The sequence below is a fragment of the Mucilaginibacter limnophilus genome, from assembly GCF_004005815.1.
GTDB classification, from domain to species: Bacteria; Bacteroidota; Bacteroidia; order Sphingobacteriales; family Sphingobacteriaceae; genus Mucilaginibacter; species Mucilaginibacter limnophilus.
Genome location: NZ_SACK01000003.1, coordinates 400079 through 417795, shown reverse-complemented (window position 1 = coordinate 417795; position 17717 = coordinate 400079). Strand labels below are relative to the sequence as shown.

The following is a 17717-nucleotide window of genomic DNA, read 5'->3' as shown; positions in this document are numbered from 1 at the left end:
ATGCTTTATCAAGTTGCGGGATAATGTTTACATCTGCACTGTTCTGTTCTTTCATAAATGTCCTCCTTTTTTATAGAGAAGACATTTTTATAAGCCTGGGTGTTTCTTGAATCATATCACTTAGGTTGAATGCCGGTGCGCGCGATGCAATCCGGCATTTATTAAACGCTAATTGTAAATCGAAATGGAAATCAAACATGTGATCATCGTTTTTACCGTTGCCGGCTTATTTGCCCTTTTTGGCAGCATCATGAAGGCTCAGGACAACATGCGCCGCAAACGCCACTATCATCAGTTTAAAAAGACGCAAAATGAGAAAGCTGCTTTGCTTGATCGGCCTGCATAGCTGGACCGATGTACGCCGATACTTCAGGCGCTGCGCCTATTGCCCACACAAAGAAATGAGAGTACCATATAGTATGAAGTGGTTTAAAATATAACTGCTATGCCTAAAATCACCGCCAACCACGAAATTGATATCACGCCTGAGCGCTTTTTAAAAGCGTGTACAGATATGGAACTGTTTGAGCTTGACCTGCTATTGCAAAGCCCTCGCTTTGCTAATCGCATCAGCAAGCTAACAAACGACCTTAAGCAGGAAAACGCTGAGTCGCCTGCATTACCCTCGCCTAATAACTAAAACTATATAAACCCGCTAAATGCAATCTAACAACTACATCGAGGCCCAGGATATTTTGAACGCTACAAATGGCGGCCTTGATATCATCCTTGAGCTGTATCCGCAAGCTCTCGGAAGCGACACCGATAGGCGCCGCAAATTCAAACTGAGGGATGACGAAAAAACAGCCTCGGCCAGCCTCAAAAAAGCTGATGATGGCAACTGGCTCGTTACCGACTTCGGCGGTGATCAGCAGCCGCGTAACGCCGTCCAGTGCTACATGCTCGAGCGCAACCTGGACTACGTGGCCACGCTGAAAGAACTTGCCGCAAAGTTTAACCTTACAACAGATCGCCCTGCTTCAGCAATCACCGCGACCTACAGCGAAGCGCCGGCCGGCCCGGATGATGCTGAGGGTACCTGGAGTTGGGACGTTCGAAAAGAGTTCACGGACGTAGACATTGAAACCATTGTCAGCAAGAAAGTACTTGATCACGTTGGCTGGACAATCAAACCGCCGGCTGACAAATCAAAAGCCGAGCTTAACAAAGAAGCCTACGCAAAGATTCGCGGTGCGTTTAACCGGTACCGGTGGCATTCCCTGGTAAGCTATTCTATTGTAAAGAACCGCAAGAAGATGACGTTCTCAGCCACTGATCAGTATCCCATCTATCTGATCGACGAAGGAAGCCACCAAAAGCTTTATCAGCCAAAGCATCCCGATAAAGGCAAGCGCTTCCTTTACATGGGTACCAAGCCTAAAGACTTTATTCACGGCTATGAGCAGCTAAATGATGAGTACAAAAAAAAGAAAGCCGCAATCGAGGCCCAGAAAAATGAAGCGGCTGAAGACGAAGATCGCACCGGCGAAAAGAAAGAGAAATCAGGCAAGAATGATCCCAAACACGACGAGATCATTATCTGCTCAGGCGGATCTGATGCCATAAACGTCGCGTTGCTCGGCTACAAGGTGATTTGGCTTAACAGTGAAACCGCAGGCCTGCCGCAATACCGGTACGATAAGCTGATGATCATCTGCAAAAAGCTTTACCAGTTGCCGGATATCGACAACACCGGCAAACGAGCAGCGCACGAGCTCGCCATGAAATATCTCGACCTATACACGATCGAGCTGCCTGAAGAGCTAAAGAAGCACCGCGACGCGCGTGGGAACCCTTGCAAGGATGTGCGCGACTACCTTAATCACTACGACTATAAAGGCTTTAAAAAGCAGTTCGATTCGGCATTGCCATACCGGTTCTGGGAGCGCAAAGCCCGGTATATTGGCAGAGGTGATGACCGCGTGCTTGCCGGTTGGGATTATGATTTCGACAACGTTCAGGCATACAACTTCCTTGCTAAAAATGGCTTTGGCCGGTTACGTGTCGGCGATAAAACATCCGATTATATATACATCCGGAAACAAGGCAACGTGGTTACCGAGGTTGATTCGAACGATGTGAAAAACTTTGTTCACGGCTTCCTGCGGGAACGGATGCACGATAAAGATCTGCGTAACGCTATGTACCGTACCACGCAGCTCAGCGAGGGTTCGCTGAGCAATATGGATGTGATGGACATAGATTTTTGTGACAACACCCGCGAATCGCAGTTTGTATTCTTTTCAAATATTACTGCCGAAGTAAGCGCAGCGCAAATTAAGCTACACAAACCAGGAGAGATTGACCGCTTCATTTGGGCGGAGTACCGCTTGCCTAACCGCCTGGAAACAAATGAAAAGCCGCCGTTCACCATCACGCGGGACGAGTTGGGCGAATATGATATCGAGATCCACGATAAGAACTGCTTTTTTTTAAAGTACCTGGTACAAACCAGCCGCGTACATTGGCGTAAGGAACTTGAAGAGCGCCTGGCGCCAGCTGAGGCTGAAGAGTACAAAAAGAAACATCATATCGATATCGCCGGGCCAAACCTTTTGCCCGAAGAAATTGAAGAGCAAAAGCAGCACCTGATCAATAAAATATTTGCCATTGGCTTTCTGATGCACCGTCACCGGATTCGTGAAAAAGGATGGTTTGTGTGGGCTATGGATAACAAGATCAATGAAGACGGTAAAAGCCACGGCGGTTCAGGTAAGTCTATATTGTTCGATGTGGTGATGCGGGCCATGCTGCCAAAGAACTTTTACATCAAAGGCCGGAACCCGAAGATCAATGAAGACGCGCACATTTACGAGGGTGTTACAGAGCATCATCAGTACATCCTGATTGATGACGCTTACGAGTTTTTTAAGATCGAGAACTTTTATACCGACTTCACCGGTGATATCAAGGTTAACCCGAAAGGTAAAAAGCAGTACACCATACCGTTTAAGAACGCTCCGAAATTCGCTATCACCAGTAACTATACCCCGCGCGATATCAGCCCGAGTGCTAACCGCCGGATGATCTATACCGCTTTTAGTGATTATTTCCACGATAAGGGCGAGAACGATGATTACAACGAACAGCGCGATCCAAAGAACGACCTGGGCGTATCATTCTTTGATGACTTCGATCCGTCAGACTGGAGCCGCATGTATAACACCATACTGCACTGCCTGCATTTTTACCTTGGTGTGCCTGAGAAGATCAAGCCGGCAATGGAGAACGTCAACAAACGGCAGCTGCTTACGGTGATGGGTAACCTGCACGATTGGGCGCTGGTGTATTTCAGCGAAGAGAGCGGGCGCCTTGATACATTCTTTGTACGTGAAGTAGCCTATACCGATTACATACGCTACAACGGCAGCAAAGTATCCGCTCAAAACTTCCTGGGCAAAATGAAGGCGTTTTGCCGTTACTACGGCTATGTATTAAATCCGAAAGAATTCCAGGATAAAAAAGGCAAGATCATTAAAAAGGTCGAGGTGAAAACCTACAACTCAAAAACCGAAGCCTGGGAAGCTGTGCCCGGTGTGCCTAAAGAAGCTAAAGAGGTATTTTATATACAAACCAAGGATGAGCTTGATCCGCAGCCACCGCAAACGGATGAGAAGCTGCCCTGGTAAAAATAAACCACCCCGGCGCTGATTCCGGGATGGCTCAATAAGTAATAAATAGAAATCAAACAAAAGTAAAGATCATGGACAACATCAGAGAAAAAATTTTATCCGATGCAAAATTCAACACCGAAAATGCCGCCGCCGGCTATCCGTTAATTGACGAAACCACCGACGAAATAGGTCAGCGCTGGACGCGCCTCGAAAGCTTCGGCGACCTGGTGAGTATGACAGACGTCATGCACCCGGTGTACGTCGATATTTTAAACGACGCTGCAGACAAGCAACGTGTCGCGAGGGATATTGCCGACGGTGTAACGTTTGCATTTTGGTTTGACGCTAATGGTAAATTGTTATGGGAACGATAAAAACCTACACAATTAATCACGGCCCAACCTGGTGGGAGTGCCAAGTGGCCATTGATCACAGTTTCATTGTAAAAGTGCCTGTACCGGAAAGCGATCAGCCCGAAGACTGGACAATGGAAAAAACAATGCGTGAAATGATAATGCATTGGACTGGAGGCGCCGGTTGGTTGAAAGAAAACGACGGTGATATCACGAAAACATTTCTTCAACAGCTTGCAGCAGAAATACAGCAGATACAATGCGAAAATAATTATACCCTGGAAGGTGTAATAGAAGAGTTTGTCAACCGTGAAGGCTGGTGGCCAATGGATGGCAGCTGCGGCGTACAAATACTGGAAGTAGAAGATTTTGAATTTTTAATGAACGAGTACGAGGTAATGGAGGAACAGCAATTATGAAAAAGCTTAAGAAAACCACACATAAGCCGGTACCGGTACCGCATAATGCACCGCTATGGCAGGACTGGTACGGCTTGTTTAAAGAGTTTTTCACCGAAAATCCTGATAACCTGGTTACCTACGTACCCGACGCGAAGTCGCTTGTCTGCAACCTTGAGGCACGCTTCAAAGGCAACTACGATGTCTATGAGATACAAAAGAAGCTTGATGCCTGCTATAAAAAGGTAAAGGACAAAGGTTACGAATTTTTAAGGTCGGATTTTATTAAGGAGGTTGAACCATGACAGCAGACGAAATAAAAAATTTCTTTTCAGGCATTGACCTTAAAGTTTCAGTGACTGAAATGGCAGGCGACAGCAACCTGCACACCATCGAATACCAGGAAGGCCGCATGCCGGCGCACCGGTTGCCGGCATTGCTCGAGCATTACTTCGGTACCGTCGAGCCTATTGAATTTGGCGCATGCGTTGTTTTTCTGGATGATTTTCAATCAGAAGGTTATGGTTATACCGGTGTTTGTGAGCGCTGCGGCTGCTCACAGCACGACGTTTGTATTGACGAGCATAGCGATCCGTGCTATTGGGTAGACGGGAACCTTTGCAGCGCGTGTGCTACCAATCACGAGCTGCAGCAGGTATATGCTGATGCAGCCAGTGATTCAGCTAAATTTTGGACTGGCCAATTATTAAGAATTAGAAATCCAAACATAAATTAACATGGAACGCTACCCATTAAATTGGCCGGCCAACAAACCGCGTACGGCCGCAGCTGAGAGAAAGTCGGCTGCATTTAACAAAGCAGGAAAGCCGGTATCGGTTGCCGAGGGCGTAAAACGTGTCGAAGCTGAACTCGATAGTTACACAAAGGTCGGCCGACCATATCGTGTACCACTGGATACCGTGATCATAAGCACAAACTTAAGTACCGGCGTAAAAGGCAAGCCGCTTTCGAGCCTTCCAGAGCCGGCAGATCCTGGTGTAGCTGTGTACTTCCAGTTGGATGGCCGCGACTATTGCCTGCCATGTGATAAATGGAACCGTGTCGGTGATAACCTAGCCGCTATTGCTGCACACATTAACGCGCTGCGTGGTATCGAACGTTGGGGCGTTGGTCAGCAACATGACGTTTACACCGGCTTTAAAGCATTGCCTGAAAATGCCAGTCCTGGTAACGGTAATCACTGGACACTGGTATTCGGCCTTGATGCAGATGCCATGATCGATGTGGTTAAAGACTGCTTTAAACAAATGGCGCAGCGCTACCATCCAGACAAGCCGCACGGCAATGAGAATATCTTCAAACAGGTTAATGAAGCATGGAATCAGTTTAAGAAGGAACGTGGATTGAAATGATCACAGAATTACCAATGGAGGTGAGGTTGCATAGCTGGTGGAAGACGAATGACGACACCGACCGGCTGTTTGTGATCACATCCATCCCTATAAACTGGACAGTAAGCAACCAGGTGTTTTACCCACGTGTAGAGCTGCTTGAATATGGCTTCGACGAGCCGAACAAAATTGACACCGGTATATTTATCGAACAATTTAAATCAGGCCGCATAAAGCCTGTAAATGTGTTTCCCCGGGCGTTATCCGAACGCTGACATTTGCATATAACCGGCCATTGTCCCGGTCGCACAGATCTACGCTATTCTCAGCGCGTCAAAACCTCCCCGCACCCCTCCAATCATCGTACTTAACAACAACGTACAGCCGGCATAGTCCGGCTGTACACCTTTAAGGGCACCCGCCGCCGCTGCGGCCATGGTTTCCTTTGCAAACCTGTAGGTAAAAACTGAATATTTTTTATTAACTTCTTAACTTATAAGAGTTACGACTATTAAACTCCAAAAAATCAGCGTTTTATAAGTTAAAGAGTTAATAAATTTTTCTTAACTAAAGATTAGAGTTAATAAAAATTATTAACCATAAGGCCGGTTAATAAAATTGATTTTGCCCGGTTAATCTTTTTTTGAACTTGGTTAATAAATTAACTGGCTGTAAATGTGTGAGTTAATAAGTTAAAAATAAGTTTGCGGTTTGCCGCGCCTCAGCCTTGGTGAGAAAATTATTTACATTTGAATATGCGTCTTCGTGTGATAAAAGAAGCCAGTTCAAACCGCGACCTGATTGTCAATAAAGAAGGTACGCTCGAGATTGCCGTTTACCACCTCGTTATTGAGCAGCTGCACCAAGCGCCGGACCTTGTTTACCTTTTTGGCGATGATCATGGCGACCATTTAGCGTTTGAGATCCGTAAAGGAAATTTTGATGATGAATCGCTTGCTGATGCGATTACCTGGTATGCTGCCGAGCGTCTTGATCACCCTGGAATGGAAGTTTTGCTCGATGATCCTCGGCCAAATCACAATCGTTTATTTAATTAACCGGGTTAAACCTTTGATAACCTGTAAATTCTAAGCCGTAACATTTCTATTACGCAAATTTTTGTATTATATTTAAGCTCCCTTTTTTAATTAAATAAACTATGATCCTAAAGGTACAGGTAAAGCCGTACGTTAAGAAGTTTATTGTCTCAAGATATCGCCAGGAGATCTGGGAAATAAGCAGACAAGACAGAATTGGTAAAATGTTCTATCACCTCCTGGAGCCGATGCCAAAGCTCTACAAAAGAACAAACCTCGAGCTGGGCGACCTGCTGCTGGTGGAGATCAGCGATGAGTACGCAACCCGCCAGGGCTGTCATCTACCTGTCGACTCGATTTTAGAATTCAACGATTCGATATATCTCGAGCTCATTGAGGAGATTGCCATCTATGCATTCCAGGTAAAAAACAAAGTGGGCCTGAAGAAATACAAGGAACTCTATGTAAAACATAAAACCTCGACCAGGAATCGCACCTACGTTTTACAGGATCCTGATATCTCTCAATACTTCGAAAAAAGAGAGGTTATTTATGACATTTTGAAACTTTATGGCATCACGGAAGACGATCTTCCCTTTGATACAGTAAAAAAAGCCTGGCAGCGCCTAAAGTTGCCGATGTTAAACGCTTCATAATGAACTATTTAATACCATTTTTGGGAAAAGTGTCCCGTAATACAACCGTTTTTATACCCTAATCAGGCACTTTTTTGCATGTCCTTTAATACAAACCCGCGTCATGGCACATTTACACCATGGCAATTAAACGCTTTCTCGGCGAGAATTACGGTTCCCTTCACTATATAGAATATGTACCTGCGTGGCAGGTATTGTCGTTCACTCCATCTTCTGATCGCAAGATACCGGCAGCCGGCATCCAGTTTTATCCTGGATACGGTTGGCAAAGCATTTATTGCACCCGTGATACGATGGGATACCGGCAAGTGCAGGAAAATAGCGTCAACGGTGAAAGCTATAGTCATTCAGTGGTCGGTTTTGTTCCTGGTGATGAAGAGTCCGTCGACGAAGGCCTCGCAGATCTGCACGGCCGGCAGCGCTACCTGCTCCGGATCACCCGTCCAAACGGCCTGGTCAAAATAATCGGGACGCCTAACGAGCCGCTCGAGGTTGTGCAGGATGCAAACACCCAAACCACCGTACCCGGCCGCGCCGGTACCGCGCTCACTTTCTCCGGTAAGACACTGCGTCGCGCGCTGATCGTGACGCCGTAGCTGTCCTTTAAAGCAATTTTTCAGCCTGTAGAATTGTATCGTGGCAAAGAAATTCATACCCGTTTATAATATAGCGCCTAAGAACGCTAAAGAAGTCGACATCATGATATATGGTGTGATCGGCGCTTCCTATTGGGAAGAAGGCAATACCGGCCGCAAGTTCGTAACGGACTTTAAAGAGCTGGAGAAAACTTATGACAGGATAAATGTCAAGATCAATTCTCCGGGTGGCTCCGTATGGGACGGCCTGCCGATGTTCAATGCTATTAAGGCATCTAAGAAGGATGTTCATACCTATGTTGATGGTATAGCTTACTCCATGGGCGCAATGATAGCGCTGGCCGGCCACACGGTACATGCCGCCAAAGGATCACTCATTTTATTGCATAATGTATCAGGCGTAGCATTCGGCAATGCCAGGGATATGCGCAAAACCGCTGATGAGATGGATATATACGATGATGTATTAAGCCAGCTGATCGCAGATAAAACCGGTAAAACGCTCGAAGCGGTAAAAAAAGAGTGGATGAACTACGATGACAACCTGATGTCGGCTCAAACTGCTTTTGACGCCAAGTTGGTTGATGTTCTTGAAACTTACGAGGCTGATAATGTGCCTGAAGACGTCCGCAATATGAAGCATGAAGATCTGATGGCTTATTACACACCTCAAAATGCCATTCTATCGCCGATAGATCTTGGCGATATCGCCAACCAGGTAAGCGAAATTCTCGCAAAACAACAACCTCAAAATCAACAAAATCAACAAAATACAGACATGGACATTTTCGGATCGAAATTCAAGAAGCTGAATGCTTTAAAGAATAAGAAAGCGGAAGATATCACTCCTGAAGATATTCAGGATGTCGCCGATGAGTTGGAAGCCAATGGCATCACTAACGTGGTGATCATTTCGGCCGCTCACTTTACCCAGGCGAACGATAACGCTGATACAATCAGCAACGCTTTAGAAGCTGCTAACAAGGCATTGGGTAAAGAAAAACAAAAAACTAACCTGGCCGAGGCTATTACCGCGCTTATCACTGAGCGTGATGAAGCTAACGATCGCGCTGAAGAGTACGGCGAGCAACCAGGTGAAAAACCTTCAAACGCCAAATCAAAAAAAGAAAGCGAAGGCGATGCTGGTAAAGAACCGGTAGGGGATGAGCGCTTCCTAACCGATGTGGATGACGAGGTAGACGCATTAGACAACTTACTTAAATAATAAAAATGGCAAGAAACCCCGTTTTAAGTGCTTTAGCCGCGTATGGTGGTGAGTACGAAAAGAAACTTTTTGGTAAGCTGTACCGTGGCCTGACAGCTGCAAAACAGCTTACCCTGGTTGAAGATGTTAAAAATAAGGTAACCTTAACCGGCTTAAGGATTGGTAACGGAGCGAAACCTGGTACCGGTGTCTTTAAACCTAAAGGTGATGATATCATCTTCGAACCTCGCGTACTGGAAGTACAGGAGTTCCAACGCGATATCCAAATATTTCCAAAAGATTTCCGCACCAGCTTCATGGCTGCGATGCGCGGTCGTGGCGAGAACGCAAAAAATAAAAAGGTTCCGTTTGTAGATTACATCTGGGATCAGGTTGTAGCGCAAATAGGCTCCGAAATAAACCGCCGCGCGATTTATTTCGGCGTTGGTAAAGAGGCTTTCACCACTTTTGATGCCGGTGCTACTTATGCCATTGGTGACCGCGTTAAAATAGCGCATGCTGACGGTGAGATCGAATATTTCCGTTGTAAAGCAGCTACAACTGCCGGTCAAACACCTTACACGCATCCTGCGAAGTGGGTAAACAACAATGTCGAGGCAATATGCGAAGGTTTCGGTCCTAAAATCGTCGCCGGTATTAATGCAGGCGATATTAATCCTGTGACTACCGGTGCTATAACCACATCTTCAGGCGCGTATGCTCAATTCAAAAAAATGTGGCGCGCTCAGGACGAAGAGATCCGTGACAATGATCAGATCCTTTGCCCTACATTCTGCTCATTCACCGATTACGACCTGTTGGTTGATGATCATGAAGAAAAAGTTGGTAAATACACCGATGTAGATCCGGAAACCGGTTTAAGGTTCTTGAAAGGTACCGACCGTCGCAACCCGATCATTCCTGCTCTTTGGTTAGGTGGTGCCCGCCGTCTGATCAACGTACCGACTGCAGAAATGCTTGTAGGTACCGATCTGTTGAGCGACATGAATAACATTAACACCATCGAGCAGATGTACCATCTGGACGCTGGTATCACCGGCTTAATAGGTACGCAGATCCGCGACCTAAGCAAACTAAGGGTTTCAGACCAATCATAACCATGTCGAAAACAAAAATATTAACCTTCGCCGTCCTGGGGGCGGCGTTGGTTGAGTTGATTAATAAAAGCGAAGGGGATGTTAAAAAAGGCCTTGAAGCATTTAAGGTTGATTTTGATAGCCTTGATTCACTGTATGTTCTAAAAACTGATTACGATGGTAAGCTCTTGCTTATCGATCAGCTGGAGAAAACGTTGGGCGAAGAGCGCGAGCAAAGCTTAACTGTAATCGATGGTTTGAAAGAGCAGCTTGAAGCCGCTTTAGAGCAAAAAGCCGTGAAGGAAAACTTCCTGACTGTTAAAGTCAAGAATGTAAACTACCGTATCAACCATGGTAGCCATCCCCACACTGCAAAGGATCTGTCGGAAAATCCCGAACTGGCAGCCGAGATCCTTAAAATTTCGGGACAAAACGCTTTAACTAAATTGTAAGCTATGCCATCGCTAGATATAGTTGATATGGTATACCAGGACGGTGTGCCAAATCCCTCAGGCCTTGCTACAATGCACGGTATTGCTTTGATGAGTTACTTTGCAGCTGCAGGTATTAAAACACCTGATGCAATTAACGATGGTGACGCTACAGCAGCATCTGTCGGCGCTATCAGCACTCCTCACGTCTTTGCCGTCGGTAAATGCATGAAAAAGCTTTACGGTACACAAAACAAAGGTGAGGCTAAAGAGGAAGCAGTAGGGGATGAGGATAGCACGGCAACAAAATCGTCTATTACCATCATGGTACCAGGTTCGACCGCTGAAATGAACGCTATGAAGAAAAAGCTGAACGCTTCACACGGTTTGTTATTCGTATCTCAGGCTGATGGCCAGGTTAGGCAGTACGGTTCTGAATTATTCCCATGTCACTTCCGTGTAAGTTGGGGTACTGGTACCAACGAAAGTTATCGCGGTTACACTATCACCGCAACCTGCTACGGTGACTCGGTGATCTATACACCAGGCTTAAACTTTACACCTGCAGAAGCTCCATAATGAAAAAGCAGCTGCAAAACGATGTTGCCGGCAAATACCAGGTACTGGAAGGCCACGGCGTTGGTGAGTACCAGTACAGAGGCGAAACAGTGCATCTTGATGCGCTGAGCCTGCCGGAAGCTGATAGGCTTGTGTCCAAAGGCTTCCCGTACCTGGTAACGCTGCCGGTTAAAACTAAAGCAGTTCGCAAAAGAAAATAATCTTTTCTCTTTTAATAATTGGTTATTAAATCCCCAAAGCGCGAGTCTGAGGGGATTTTTTTTTATTCAAACTTAAGATTTGAAATCTTCAAACTTTGAAGCGTAAGTGAATCGTTAGTTTCTACAAATATGACTTTGTCGCTAATAATTCCAGTTTTAGGAGAAAAAGGCTTACCAATTAATTTCTCGCCAGATTTGCCAATGATTAGAATATCGCGAGCTTTTCCAATGACGAAATAATCACTCTTAATCTTGGCATTTATCCTCGCTGCAAGTATGCTTACCCCAGCCAAAGTGACTACTAATGCTGATGCTATAATGAAATTATTAAGTTGTTTCCAAGACACCGCCTTCATCACAACTTGTAAAGGATCATCAATACCTGGTAACATTCCTTTTTTTATAACATAGATTAATAAAAAAAACATTGGGTTAAAGCACATCAAAAAGATGTAATAACCTTGCGATTGTAGATCCTCAGCAGGAGATAATATAATCCAAATTATATTCATAGAATTGAGTAAGAAATAAATTAGAATAGAGGTGTCGCTGATAAGCAAAAAATGCTTGAATAGATAGAAGATTATACAATATACCAATAACGGAATAAGCAGCAAGCCAATCATAGTTTGCGCAAAATTGACAAGATCTGAAGTGGATGTTTCAATGAAAATTGTCGGGTACTTATAAAGACGTGCCGTCTCGTACCCGTAAATCTGACTACAGATATAAAGAAGTGCCGTTGCTAAAGCTAATGCGACTCCGTTATCTAAAATTTTTGATATAAGGTTTTGGTTGTTCATGTTTAAAGCTAATAACAATTGTCCTTTTATACAAAGCTGACTTTTCGAGTTTTATGATCACTTAATTAATCATAAAACGAATGAAAATTTAAACCACATGAAACGCTACATCGCAATTATCGCGTTAGGCGCCGCCATTGGCTTGTCAGCATTATGCTGCACGCCGGCGCTGGCTTCACCAGGTGAGGCCCCGCATTACAAAGAAGTAAAAGCAAAATCATTACTTGAGATTGATGCACCAGGTGCTGTACAGGAAACAATTTCACTACCGGTAATTGCAATCAGCCTGGAGGCCGCTGCGCCTGCAATGTTGCCTGCTCGACAACCGCAGGTACCTGTTACCAGGTTATTTTATATCGACCGAACTTTCGGTATGAATACGCTGCATAAAATACAGCCAAACGAAGCAATAAATCACATTAGGAGTTGGCAGGCACAGCGCATACTACGATATATTAACACTGAAGCATTATCCCGTTACGGATCGCCTAATTAATACAACCAGATAGATGTTCTAAATCCCGACACGACGCCGGGATTTTTTGTTTTATATCTTGCTCTAATTTAATTCTTTGATTTCCGTTCCTCCAAAAACAAGCTCGGCTAAGATCATTCCGTCATATTGTGTTGTTTTTATGCCATCACTATGAACCTCTATTTTAAACGTTTTACTTTCGGCCGTTCCAATCTTGTTAAGATAATTTATCTTCAATTTAGCTTTTGGAAAAATATCGAAAAATTTTTCTGTTGGTAATTGTGTAGATAGGGTGCCACTTTTGTTTTTTTCTGTCCAGTGTTTAAACCCATAAACTAAACAATATAAATAAGCCAACGGAATATTAATAAAATGACCTTCTGAACCGGTATTATAGGGTAGTAATAGTTCAATCCTGCCTGTTAAGTGCTTTATTTCAAATTGCTTATTTATGTATTTATCGTAAAATATAATCTTATCCTCTTTAATGTGATAAGATAGAGTTGAATATGTCTTTAGAAAGTTATCGATAGCAACCATATCGAGAATCCAGGTGTACTGCAATTGTTTCGCTGCCCCATTGCCGGGGTTGACAATCAGAATACTGTTGTCATGATGACTAGTTATAGTAGGATAAAGATTGCCATCTGAATTATTTACGTAAGCTAAAACGGACCAAAATGTATTTTTTATAACTAAATCAGCCCTGTAACTTAGTTTTATTTGCTCATCAAGTAGCTCGCGTGTGGCAATCAATTCTTCCTTTTGCGATTCGAATGTGAGAAAAACAACCCATAAAGTTACACCAGCTAACAGAGTTCCGATTAAGCCGCCTACAAAGGTGCCAAATGCAGATAATGCATCCGCGTTTATTTCGCCATTGGTATTAAGTCGACCGTCGATTACGTAAACGGCAACTGTCGTAAAAAGAATTGCAATCGAAATAAGAAAAGTGATTATAACGACATGTTGGATTTTGATTGATTTAATTAAAAAGCGCTTCATTATCAGTTTTATCTGTTTGTATCCCTTTATCTGTAATCGAATTGCAGTCAAAAAATTAATTTTATTGCCGTAACTTACCTATATCCACAGTTATACCTCCTCCGCGTTGTGCCAATATGACGAAGCCCTTAATAATGTTTGATGATGCAGGTATGACTTGGCCAAAACCAACCCGGTATCCTCTTTTCGTTAAAAAATCATGTATTTGTTCCGCGACTTTTGGTGCATCACAATAAGGCAGTTGGCTTATTGTGACCCCCTTATAGGTCGCACTATCTACGCGAAGTTTTTCAATCTCATAAAAAATTTCGGTTAAATCGGCGTCAGTGAGCAAAAAGTCCTTGTTTATATTGACATCTCCATTTACACCATTATTATCGCCGTAGACAATATGACCTTTTTCACCCATTATGCCATTATTTACACCATTGTTGGTGTAAGCTTCATTTTTTCCATTTATATTTTGCTGAACATTCGAAGTTGAAGGTGTAAAGAACGGAATTTTTTTATCCTTTAGTTGAACTATTGGGGTGATTCGTGAAGTATCAGCCAGCGAAAATTGCGATTGCCTTTTCTTTACGATTTTCGACGAATCGGCCATTTTTTGATCCAAATTTGTCTCCCACCATAGAAACTTATAATGGTCGGTTGTACAGCAGTCTTTATATATAAACTTACCACCAACAATTAACGTAATTGTCGCGAATACGAAAACGATAGCGAAGATCATCCATTTTAGAAACTTAGGAAGCTGCGTATAAATAGTACTTAGAAAGTCTGGTTGACCCATATATGATAAAGTATTAAGTTGGTTAGATAAACTATTGTAAATATCAATATTCCTGTCCTTTAATGCAACTGGCAACCATGGCAACTTTATACCATGGCAAAAACGGCAACCGCCTGGTTATCCGGCGACCAGGATTACCACGAAGGACTTGAAATATTAAAACTTACTGGTGCATCCGCTTTCATGCTCGGGCTACTCAACTCCGGGCCTGACAATTACAATACACCTAAATTAAAACAGGAACTTGAGATAATAGCCGGCAACGAGGTAATCGAATCATTGATTGAGGTAACGCCGGTACCGCCGGTGACAGAACCGCCTGCAGCGTCAGAGCAATACACTCCGAATAACAACCTGGAGAAAAAGCTGCGCATTGACGGAATGATCAGACAGTTATTTAAAGAGATCACCCATTTGCATGGCAAACTTTCCGTAGTGCCTGAAGGTGATGAGCTCTTTCAAATAGCCAAGCAGATCAAAATAAAAAAGCTTAAAAAGCAGGATCTGTTCGATCAGCTGCACTACTTCAATGAAAACGGTGTGTGGTTTGATAACAAGCCACAAGATGATCCAGACCCTGAGAATCTCGAACAGGCAATCAAAAATTTGATGTCTCAGCGTTCAAAAGTTAAGCCGCATTTAAAAAAACCACTGCCGGCCGATGTAAGAGAACGTTACGAAAAGAAAATAGCTGCATTGACTGCCAAGATCGAGGCGCTAATTAAAAAACGTCCTGATGGCCAAGAAGCGTGACGCATTGAGAATGTTGCCGGCATACGATCCGGATAACAATATCGGCGCCGTCGACCGGGTGCGATTTGCTATGATGCATAATCGCATGGAAGCACTGCACGCCGACGAACGCGAGCAGTATAACCGCTGGTGCCAGATTGATGACTGGTTTCGAAGCAAACGGTTTGTCAATGATCAGGGCAAAGAGGAAGTTGTTGTCGGCCGGCGCAAGATCCGTAACCTGGTAATGGTTAAATACAAAGTTAGTTGGGATACAGCTGAGCGTGCCATTCAAAATGCCATTAAGCTATTTACGCCTGCCGACGACGAAAAGGAATACAAGCGTTCTGTTTACCTGGAAGATCTTGAGCAAAAGGCCGAGGAGGCCGCAGGAGCGGGTGAATATGGTGCCTACGCCTCAATAATGAAACTTGCCGGTGACTGGCGGAAGTTTGATAAAGAGCCAGTCGAAGAGCAGCTGGATAAGTTCCAGGCCTTCCAATTTATTATCGAATATAATCCGGAAGCGATCGGCCTTAAAACCATTGAAAATAAGGATCAAATTTTTGCTCGTTGGCAGAAACGGAAAGCAACCGAGAAGATGGCACTGGATGCCGAGGAGGTAGAGTACGATGATATCTAATGAGCTGAAGGAAAAACTTGTTCACGAGGTTCAGCAAAAGATCACACACTTTAACATTCCGCAGCAAAAGGCGATCATAGTCAACGCAAATATTATCGTTGCAATTGTAGGCCGTGCCGGTGGTAAAACGCATGGATTCATTTCACCTACCGCGATCCGGAATGTAAAAGGTATGCCGCGCGGTGGTACCGGCTTTGTCGGGCCTACGTATATAAAGCTTGAGAATGACCTGATACCGGCGCTCACAAAAGCCCTGGAAAAATTTGGTTTCTATGAAGGTGTTGATTATTGGGTAGGCCAGTCAATTCCTAAAAGTGTAAAGCACGAAGATCCTTTCGAATGTCCCCGCAATCCTCAATACTCAATCTTTTGGCGCAATGGACACATATTCCGGATCATAGGCCTTGACAGAAAAGACAGTGGTAATGCGCAATCAAACGATTTTATAATCAATGACGAGGCAAAATTTACCAATAGGGACGCGTTCAATTCTCGTATAGTACCGACTAACCGTGGTAACGAGGATGTTTTCGGGCACCTGCACTACCATCACGGCATACTGTTCTGTTCAGACATGCCGACGAGCCCGGAAAGCCAGTGGCTGTTCGAGTATGAGGAGAAGATGGATCCGGAGCAGATCGACCTGATCGTAAGCTATGATCATGCCCTGCGCGAATACATCAAGCAAATAGTTGACGAGCTGCTTGCTGCTGAGCCTGGACTATCCCAACAGGTAAAGTTTAACCGTGAATTACTGCTATCAGAAATGCGTAACCTGGTAGCTAAAGGAAAGCTTCATGAGGCACTTGAGAAACGCTTCAGGAAAGAGCTGCAACGCCTGGATGGAATTTTATTCGAATTGCGCAGGGAGGCCGTTTACTTCGTTGAGGCTTCAACCCTTGATAACATTGACGTAGTAACTGAACGGTACCTGCGCCAAATGAAGCAAGTTCTTACTCCCCGTCAATTCAATGCTTCGATACTGAATATCCGCGAAGTTGGTGCCGAAGATAAGTTTTACGCCAACTTCGACGAGGTAAAGCACACTTATGTGTCTGTTAACTACGAGTACACGGATAACTACCGAGGCAAAGAACTGCCGCAGCCCTGGAGGAAAGATAAAGATGTCGATATCACCCGGGGGCTCGACATTTCCTGTGATTGGGGCGGAAAGATAAACTGCGCGGCGATCGGGCAGGAGTTCCCGAAAGAGTTCCGTGTGTTGAACGGTATCTTCGTGAAAAAACCTAAACGAATTATTCACCTGGCTAAAGCAATCAACGCTTATTACATCGGGTATCCGGTAAAGAAGATAAGATTTTACTATGACCATACAGCTACCAAAGATGATGCGAGTAACGAGGATCCGTATTGGAAGGACTTCGAAAACGCAATGGTAGATCTTGGCTGGAGAGTTGAAAGCATTTATATCGGTGGTACTGCCAGCCAGGACTCCCGATATAAATTGTTCGGCCGTGTTTATGCGGAAGATGATCCCGATACGAAGCCGATGCGCATCAATCGTAATAATTGTGGCGATATGATCACTGCAATCAATTCAGCCGGTAGTTATGAAGAAAAAGAAAAGATAAAAAAGGATAAGAAGCCGGAGCGATCTAAGTTAGTTCCCCCAGAGCATGCCACTCACCAGACGGACGCATTGGATAACTTATATATTGGCGTTTTCCAAAACCGCCTCGGCTCAAACGATTACGAACCGGATTACACCATGTAATTCTAAAAGTTCTTACT

The 17717-nt window shown here is 44.3% G+C and carries 24 protein-coding genes; 21 read left to right on the top strand and 3 right to left on the bottom strand.

Features of this window, described 5'->3' with window-relative positions; genetic code table 11:
• Nucleotides 1-184 precede the first annotated feature (184 nt).
• The 17 genes from EOD41_RS20730 to EOD41_RS10800 all read left to right on the top strand — a co-directional run bounded on the left by EOD41_RS20730 (nt 185) and on the right by EOD41_RS10800 (nt 11517).
• Nucleotides 185-346 carry a hypothetical protein gene (locus EOD41_RS20730; protein WP_164849920.1) on the top strand — a complete coding sequence of 54 codons (162 nt, stop codon included), beginning with the start codon at nt 185-187 and terminating at the stop codon, nt 344-346.
• A gap of 99 nt (nt 347-445) precedes the next feature.
• On the top strand, nt 446-640 hold the full coding sequence (locus EOD41_RS10875) for a hypothetical protein (RefSeq protein WP_127704822.1): 195 nt from the start codon (nt 446-448) through the stop codon (nt 638-640).
• 19 nt (nt 641-659) lie between these two features.
• Nucleotides 660-3629, top strand: coding sequence for a primase-helicase family protein (locus EOD41_RS10870; protein WP_127704821.1), 2970 nt, complete (start codon nt 660-662; stop codon nt 3627-3629).
• A 74-nt stretch (nt 3630-3703) separates the two neighbouring features.
• On the top strand, nt 3704-3988 hold the full coding sequence (locus tag EOD41_RS10865) for a hypothetical protein (RefSeq protein WP_127704820.1): 285 nt from the start codon (nt 3704-3706) through the stop codon (nt 3986-3988).
• Nucleotides 3976-4386 carry a DUF2528 family protein gene (locus EOD41_RS10860; protein WP_127704819.1) on the top strand — a complete coding sequence of 137 codons (411 nt, stop codon included), beginning with the start codon at nt 3976-3978 and terminating at the stop codon, nt 4384-4386. The genes EOD41_RS10865 and EOD41_RS10860 overlap by 13 nt, the downstream gene beginning before the upstream one ends.
• Complete coding sequence (locus tag EOD41_RS10855) at nt 4383-4670, top strand: hypothetical protein (protein WP_127704818.1); 288 nt, start codon at nt 4383-4385, stop codon at nt 4668-4670. Before EOD41_RS10860 ends, EOD41_RS10855 begins: the two co-directional genes overlap by 4 nt.
• Nucleotides 4667-5101, top strand: a complete 435-nt coding sequence (locus EOD41_RS10850) for a hypothetical protein (protein ID WP_127704817.1) — start codon at nt 4667-4669, stop codon at nt 5099-5101. The genes EOD41_RS10855 and EOD41_RS10850 overlap by 4 nt, the downstream gene beginning before the upstream one ends.
• A gap of 1 nt (nt 5102) precedes the next feature.
• Nucleotides 5103-5738, top strand: coding sequence for a J domain-containing protein (locus EOD41_RS10845; RefSeq protein WP_127704816.1), 636 nt, complete (start codon nt 5103-5105; stop codon nt 5736-5738).
• The gene (locus EOD41_RS10840; RefSeq protein ID WP_127704815.1) at nt 5735-5992 is read left to right on the top strand and encodes a hypothetical protein; all 258 of its coding nucleotides are present in this window, start codon (nt 5735-5737) and stop codon (nt 5990-5992) included. Before EOD41_RS10845 ends, EOD41_RS10840 begins: the two co-directional genes overlap by 4 nt.
• Nucleotides 5993-6472: 480 nt before the next feature.
• Complete coding sequence (locus EOD41_RS10835) at nt 6473-6775, top strand: hypothetical protein (protein WP_127704814.1); 303 nt, start codon at nt 6473-6475, stop codon at nt 6773-6775.
• Between the two features lie 101 nt (nt 6776-6876).
• Nucleotides 6877-7410: a hypothetical protein gene (locus EOD41_RS10830; RefSeq protein WP_127704813.1), complete on the top strand. Its 534-nt coding sequence runs from the start codon at nt 6877-6879 to the stop codon at nt 7408-7410.
• 119 nt (nt 7411-7529) lie between these two features.
• Complete coding sequence (locus tag EOD41_RS10825; protein WP_127704812.1) at nt 7530-8006, top strand: hypothetical protein; 477 nt, start codon at nt 7530-7532, stop codon at nt 8004-8006.
• Between the two features lie 40 nt (nt 8007-8046).
• A complete protein-coding gene (locus tag EOD41_RS10820) occupies nt 8047-9231 on the top strand; it encodes a head maturation protease, ClpP-related (RefSeq protein ID WP_127704811.1) in 1185 nt (394 codons plus the stop codon).
• 5 nt (nt 9232-9236) lie between these two features.
• Nucleotides 9237-10328 carry a hypothetical protein gene (locus EOD41_RS10815; RefSeq protein ID WP_127704810.1) on the top strand — a complete coding sequence of 364 codons (1092 nt, stop codon included), beginning with the start codon at nt 9237-9239 and terminating at the stop codon, nt 10326-10328.
• A 2-nt stretch (nt 10329-10330) separates the two neighbouring features.
• Nucleotides 10331-10759 carry a hypothetical protein gene (locus EOD41_RS10810; RefSeq protein ID WP_127704809.1) on the top strand — a complete coding sequence of 143 codons (429 nt, stop codon included), beginning with the start codon at nt 10331-10333 and terminating at the stop codon, nt 10757-10759.
• A 3-nt stretch (nt 10760-10762) separates the two neighbouring features.
• Entirely contained in the window at nt 10763-11317 is a 555-nt protein-coding gene (locus EOD41_RS10805; RefSeq protein ID WP_127704808.1) for a hypothetical protein, read from the top strand.
• Nucleotides 11317-11517 (top strand): hypothetical protein, encoded by a 201-nt coding sequence (locus EOD41_RS10800; protein WP_127704807.1) that lies wholly within the window; start codon nt 11317-11319, stop codon nt 11515-11517. The genes EOD41_RS10805 and EOD41_RS10800 overlap by 1 nt, the downstream gene beginning before the upstream one ends.
• Before the next feature lie 62 nt (nt 11518-11579).
• On the opposite strand, the gene EOD41_RS10795 is transcribed toward EOD41_RS10800, so the two are convergent.
• Nucleotides 11580-12320 (bottom strand): hypothetical protein, encoded by a 741-nt coding sequence (locus EOD41_RS10795; RefSeq protein WP_127704806.1) that lies wholly within the window; start codon nt 12318-12320, stop codon nt 11580-11582.
• Nucleotides 12321-12417: 97 nt separating this feature from the next.
• Between EOD41_RS10795 and EOD41_RS10790 the strand changes: the two genes are divergently transcribed.
• Nucleotides 12418-12816, top strand: a complete 399-nt coding sequence (locus tag EOD41_RS10790) for a hypothetical protein (RefSeq protein WP_127704805.1) — start codon at nt 12418-12420, stop codon at nt 12814-12816.
• Between the two features lie 63 nt (nt 12817-12879).
• On the opposite strand, the gene EOD41_RS10785 is transcribed toward EOD41_RS10790, so the two are convergent.
• Both EOD41_RS10785 and EOD41_RS10780 read right to left on the bottom strand, forming a co-directional pair.
• Nucleotides 12880-13800: a hypothetical protein gene (locus tag EOD41_RS10785; RefSeq protein WP_127704804.1), complete on the bottom strand. Its 921-nt coding sequence runs from the start codon at nt 13798-13800 to the stop codon at nt 12880-12882.
• Between the two features lie 61 nt (nt 13801-13861).
• The gene (locus tag EOD41_RS10780; RefSeq protein WP_127704803.1) at nt 13862-14590 is read right to left on the bottom strand and encodes a hypothetical protein; all 729 of its coding nucleotides are present in this window, start codon (nt 14588-14590) and stop codon (nt 13862-13864) included.
• Nucleotides 14591-14683: 93 nt separating this feature from the next.
• Here EOD41_RS10780 and EOD41_RS10775 point away from each other — a divergent pair, with 93 nt between their 5' ends.
• From EOD41_RS10775 to EOD41_RS10765, 3 genes are read left to right on the top strand one after another with little or no spacing between them, the layout of a single operon-like run.
• The gene (locus EOD41_RS10775) at nt 14684-15343 is read left to right on the top strand and encodes a hypothetical protein (protein WP_127704802.1); all 660 of its coding nucleotides are present in this window, start codon (nt 14684-14686) and stop codon (nt 15341-15343) included.
• A gap of 10 nt (nt 15344-15353) precedes the next feature.
• Nucleotides 15354-15965, top strand: a complete 612-nt coding sequence (locus tag EOD41_RS10770; RefSeq protein ID WP_127704801.1) for a hypothetical protein — start codon at nt 15354-15356, stop codon at nt 15963-15965.
• Complete coding sequence (locus tag EOD41_RS10765; protein ID WP_127704800.1) at nt 15955-17700, top strand: hypothetical protein; 1746 nt, start codon at nt 15955-15957, stop codon at nt 17698-17700. The genes EOD41_RS10770 and EOD41_RS10765 overlap by 11 nt, the downstream gene beginning before the upstream one ends.
• Nucleotides 17701-17717 lie beyond the last annotated feature (17 nt).

Bases quoted from the DNA above. Each gene is read 5' to 3' on its own strand.
- EOD41_RS20730 (WP_164849920.1), top strand. From the start codon at position 185: ATGGAAATCAAACATGTGATCATCGTTTTTACCGTTGCCGGCTTATTT.
- EOD41_RS10875 (WP_127704822.1), top strand. From the start codon at position 446: ATGCCTAAAATCACCGCCAACCACGAAATTGATATCACGCCTGAGCGC.
- EOD41_RS10870 (WP_127704821.1), top strand. From the start codon at position 660: ATGCAATCTAACAACTACATCGAGGCCCAGGATATTTTGAACGCTACA.
- EOD41_RS10865 (WP_127704820.1), top strand. From the start codon at position 3,704: ATGGACAACATCAGAGAAAAAATTTTATCCGATGCAAAATTCAACACC.
- EOD41_RS10860 (WP_127704819.1), top strand. From the start codon at position 3,976: ATGGGAACGATAAAAACCTACACAATTAATCACGGCCCAACCTGGTGG.
- EOD41_RS10855 (WP_127704818.1), top strand. From the start codon at position 4,383: ATGAAAAAGCTTAAGAAAACCACACATAAGCCGGTACCGGTACCGCAT.
- EOD41_RS10850 (WP_127704817.1), top strand. From the start codon at position 4,667: ATGACAGCAGACGAAATAAAAAATTTCTTTTCAGGCATTGACCTTAAA.
- EOD41_RS10845 (WP_127704816.1), top strand. From the start codon at position 5,103: ATGGAACGCTACCCATTAAATTGGCCGGCCAACAAACCGCGTACGGCC.
- EOD41_RS10840 (WP_127704815.1), top strand. From the start codon at position 5,735: ATGATCACAGAATTACCAATGGAGGTGAGGTTGCATAGCTGGTGGAAG.
- EOD41_RS10835 (WP_127704814.1), top strand. From the start codon at position 6,473: ATGCGTCTTCGTGTGATAAAAGAAGCCAGTTCAAACCGCGACCTGATT.
- EOD41_RS10830 (WP_127704813.1), top strand. From the start codon at position 6,877: ATGATCCTAAAGGTACAGGTAAAGCCGTACGTTAAGAAGTTTATTGTC.
- EOD41_RS10825 (WP_127704812.1), top strand. From the start codon at position 7,530: ATGGCAATTAAACGCTTTCTCGGCGAGAATTACGGTTCCCTTCACTAT.
- EOD41_RS10815 (WP_127704810.1), top strand. From the start codon at position 9,237: ATGGCAAGAAACCCCGTTTTAAGTGCTTTAGCCGCGTATGGTGGTGAG.
- EOD41_RS10810 (WP_127704809.1), top strand. From the start codon at position 10,331: ATGTCGAAAACAAAAATATTAACCTTCGCCGTCCTGGGGGCGGCGTTG.
- EOD41_RS10805 (WP_127704808.1), top strand. From the start codon at position 10,763: ATGCCATCGCTAGATATAGTTGATATGGTATACCAGGACGGTGTGCCA.
- EOD41_RS10800 (WP_127704807.1), top strand. From the start codon at position 11,317: ATGAAAAAGCAGCTGCAAAACGATGTTGCCGGCAAATACCAGGTACTG.
- EOD41_RS10795 (WP_127704806.1), bottom strand. From the start codon at position 12,320: ATGAACAACCAAAACCTTATATCAAAAATTTTAGATAACGGAGTCGCA.
- EOD41_RS10790 (WP_127704805.1), top strand. From the start codon at position 12,418: ATGAAACGCTACATCGCAATTATCGCGTTAGGCGCCGCCATTGGCTTG.
- EOD41_RS10785 (WP_127704804.1), bottom strand. From the start codon at position 13,800: ATGAAGCGCTTTTTAATTAAATCAATCAAAATCCAACATGTCGTTATA.
- EOD41_RS10780 (WP_127704803.1), bottom strand. From the start codon at position 14,590: ATGGGTCAACCAGACTTTCTAAGTACTATTTATACGCAGCTTCCTAAG.
- EOD41_RS10775 (WP_127704802.1), top strand. From the start codon at position 14,684: ATGGCAAAAACGGCAACCGCCTGGTTATCCGGCGACCAGGATTACCAC.
- EOD41_RS10770 (WP_127704801.1), top strand. From the start codon at position 15,354: ATGTTGCCGGCATACGATCCGGATAACAATATCGGCGCCGTCGACCGG.
- EOD41_RS10765 (WP_127704800.1), top strand. From the start codon at position 15,955: ATGATATCTAATGAGCTGAAGGAAAAACTTGTTCACGAGGTTCAGCAA.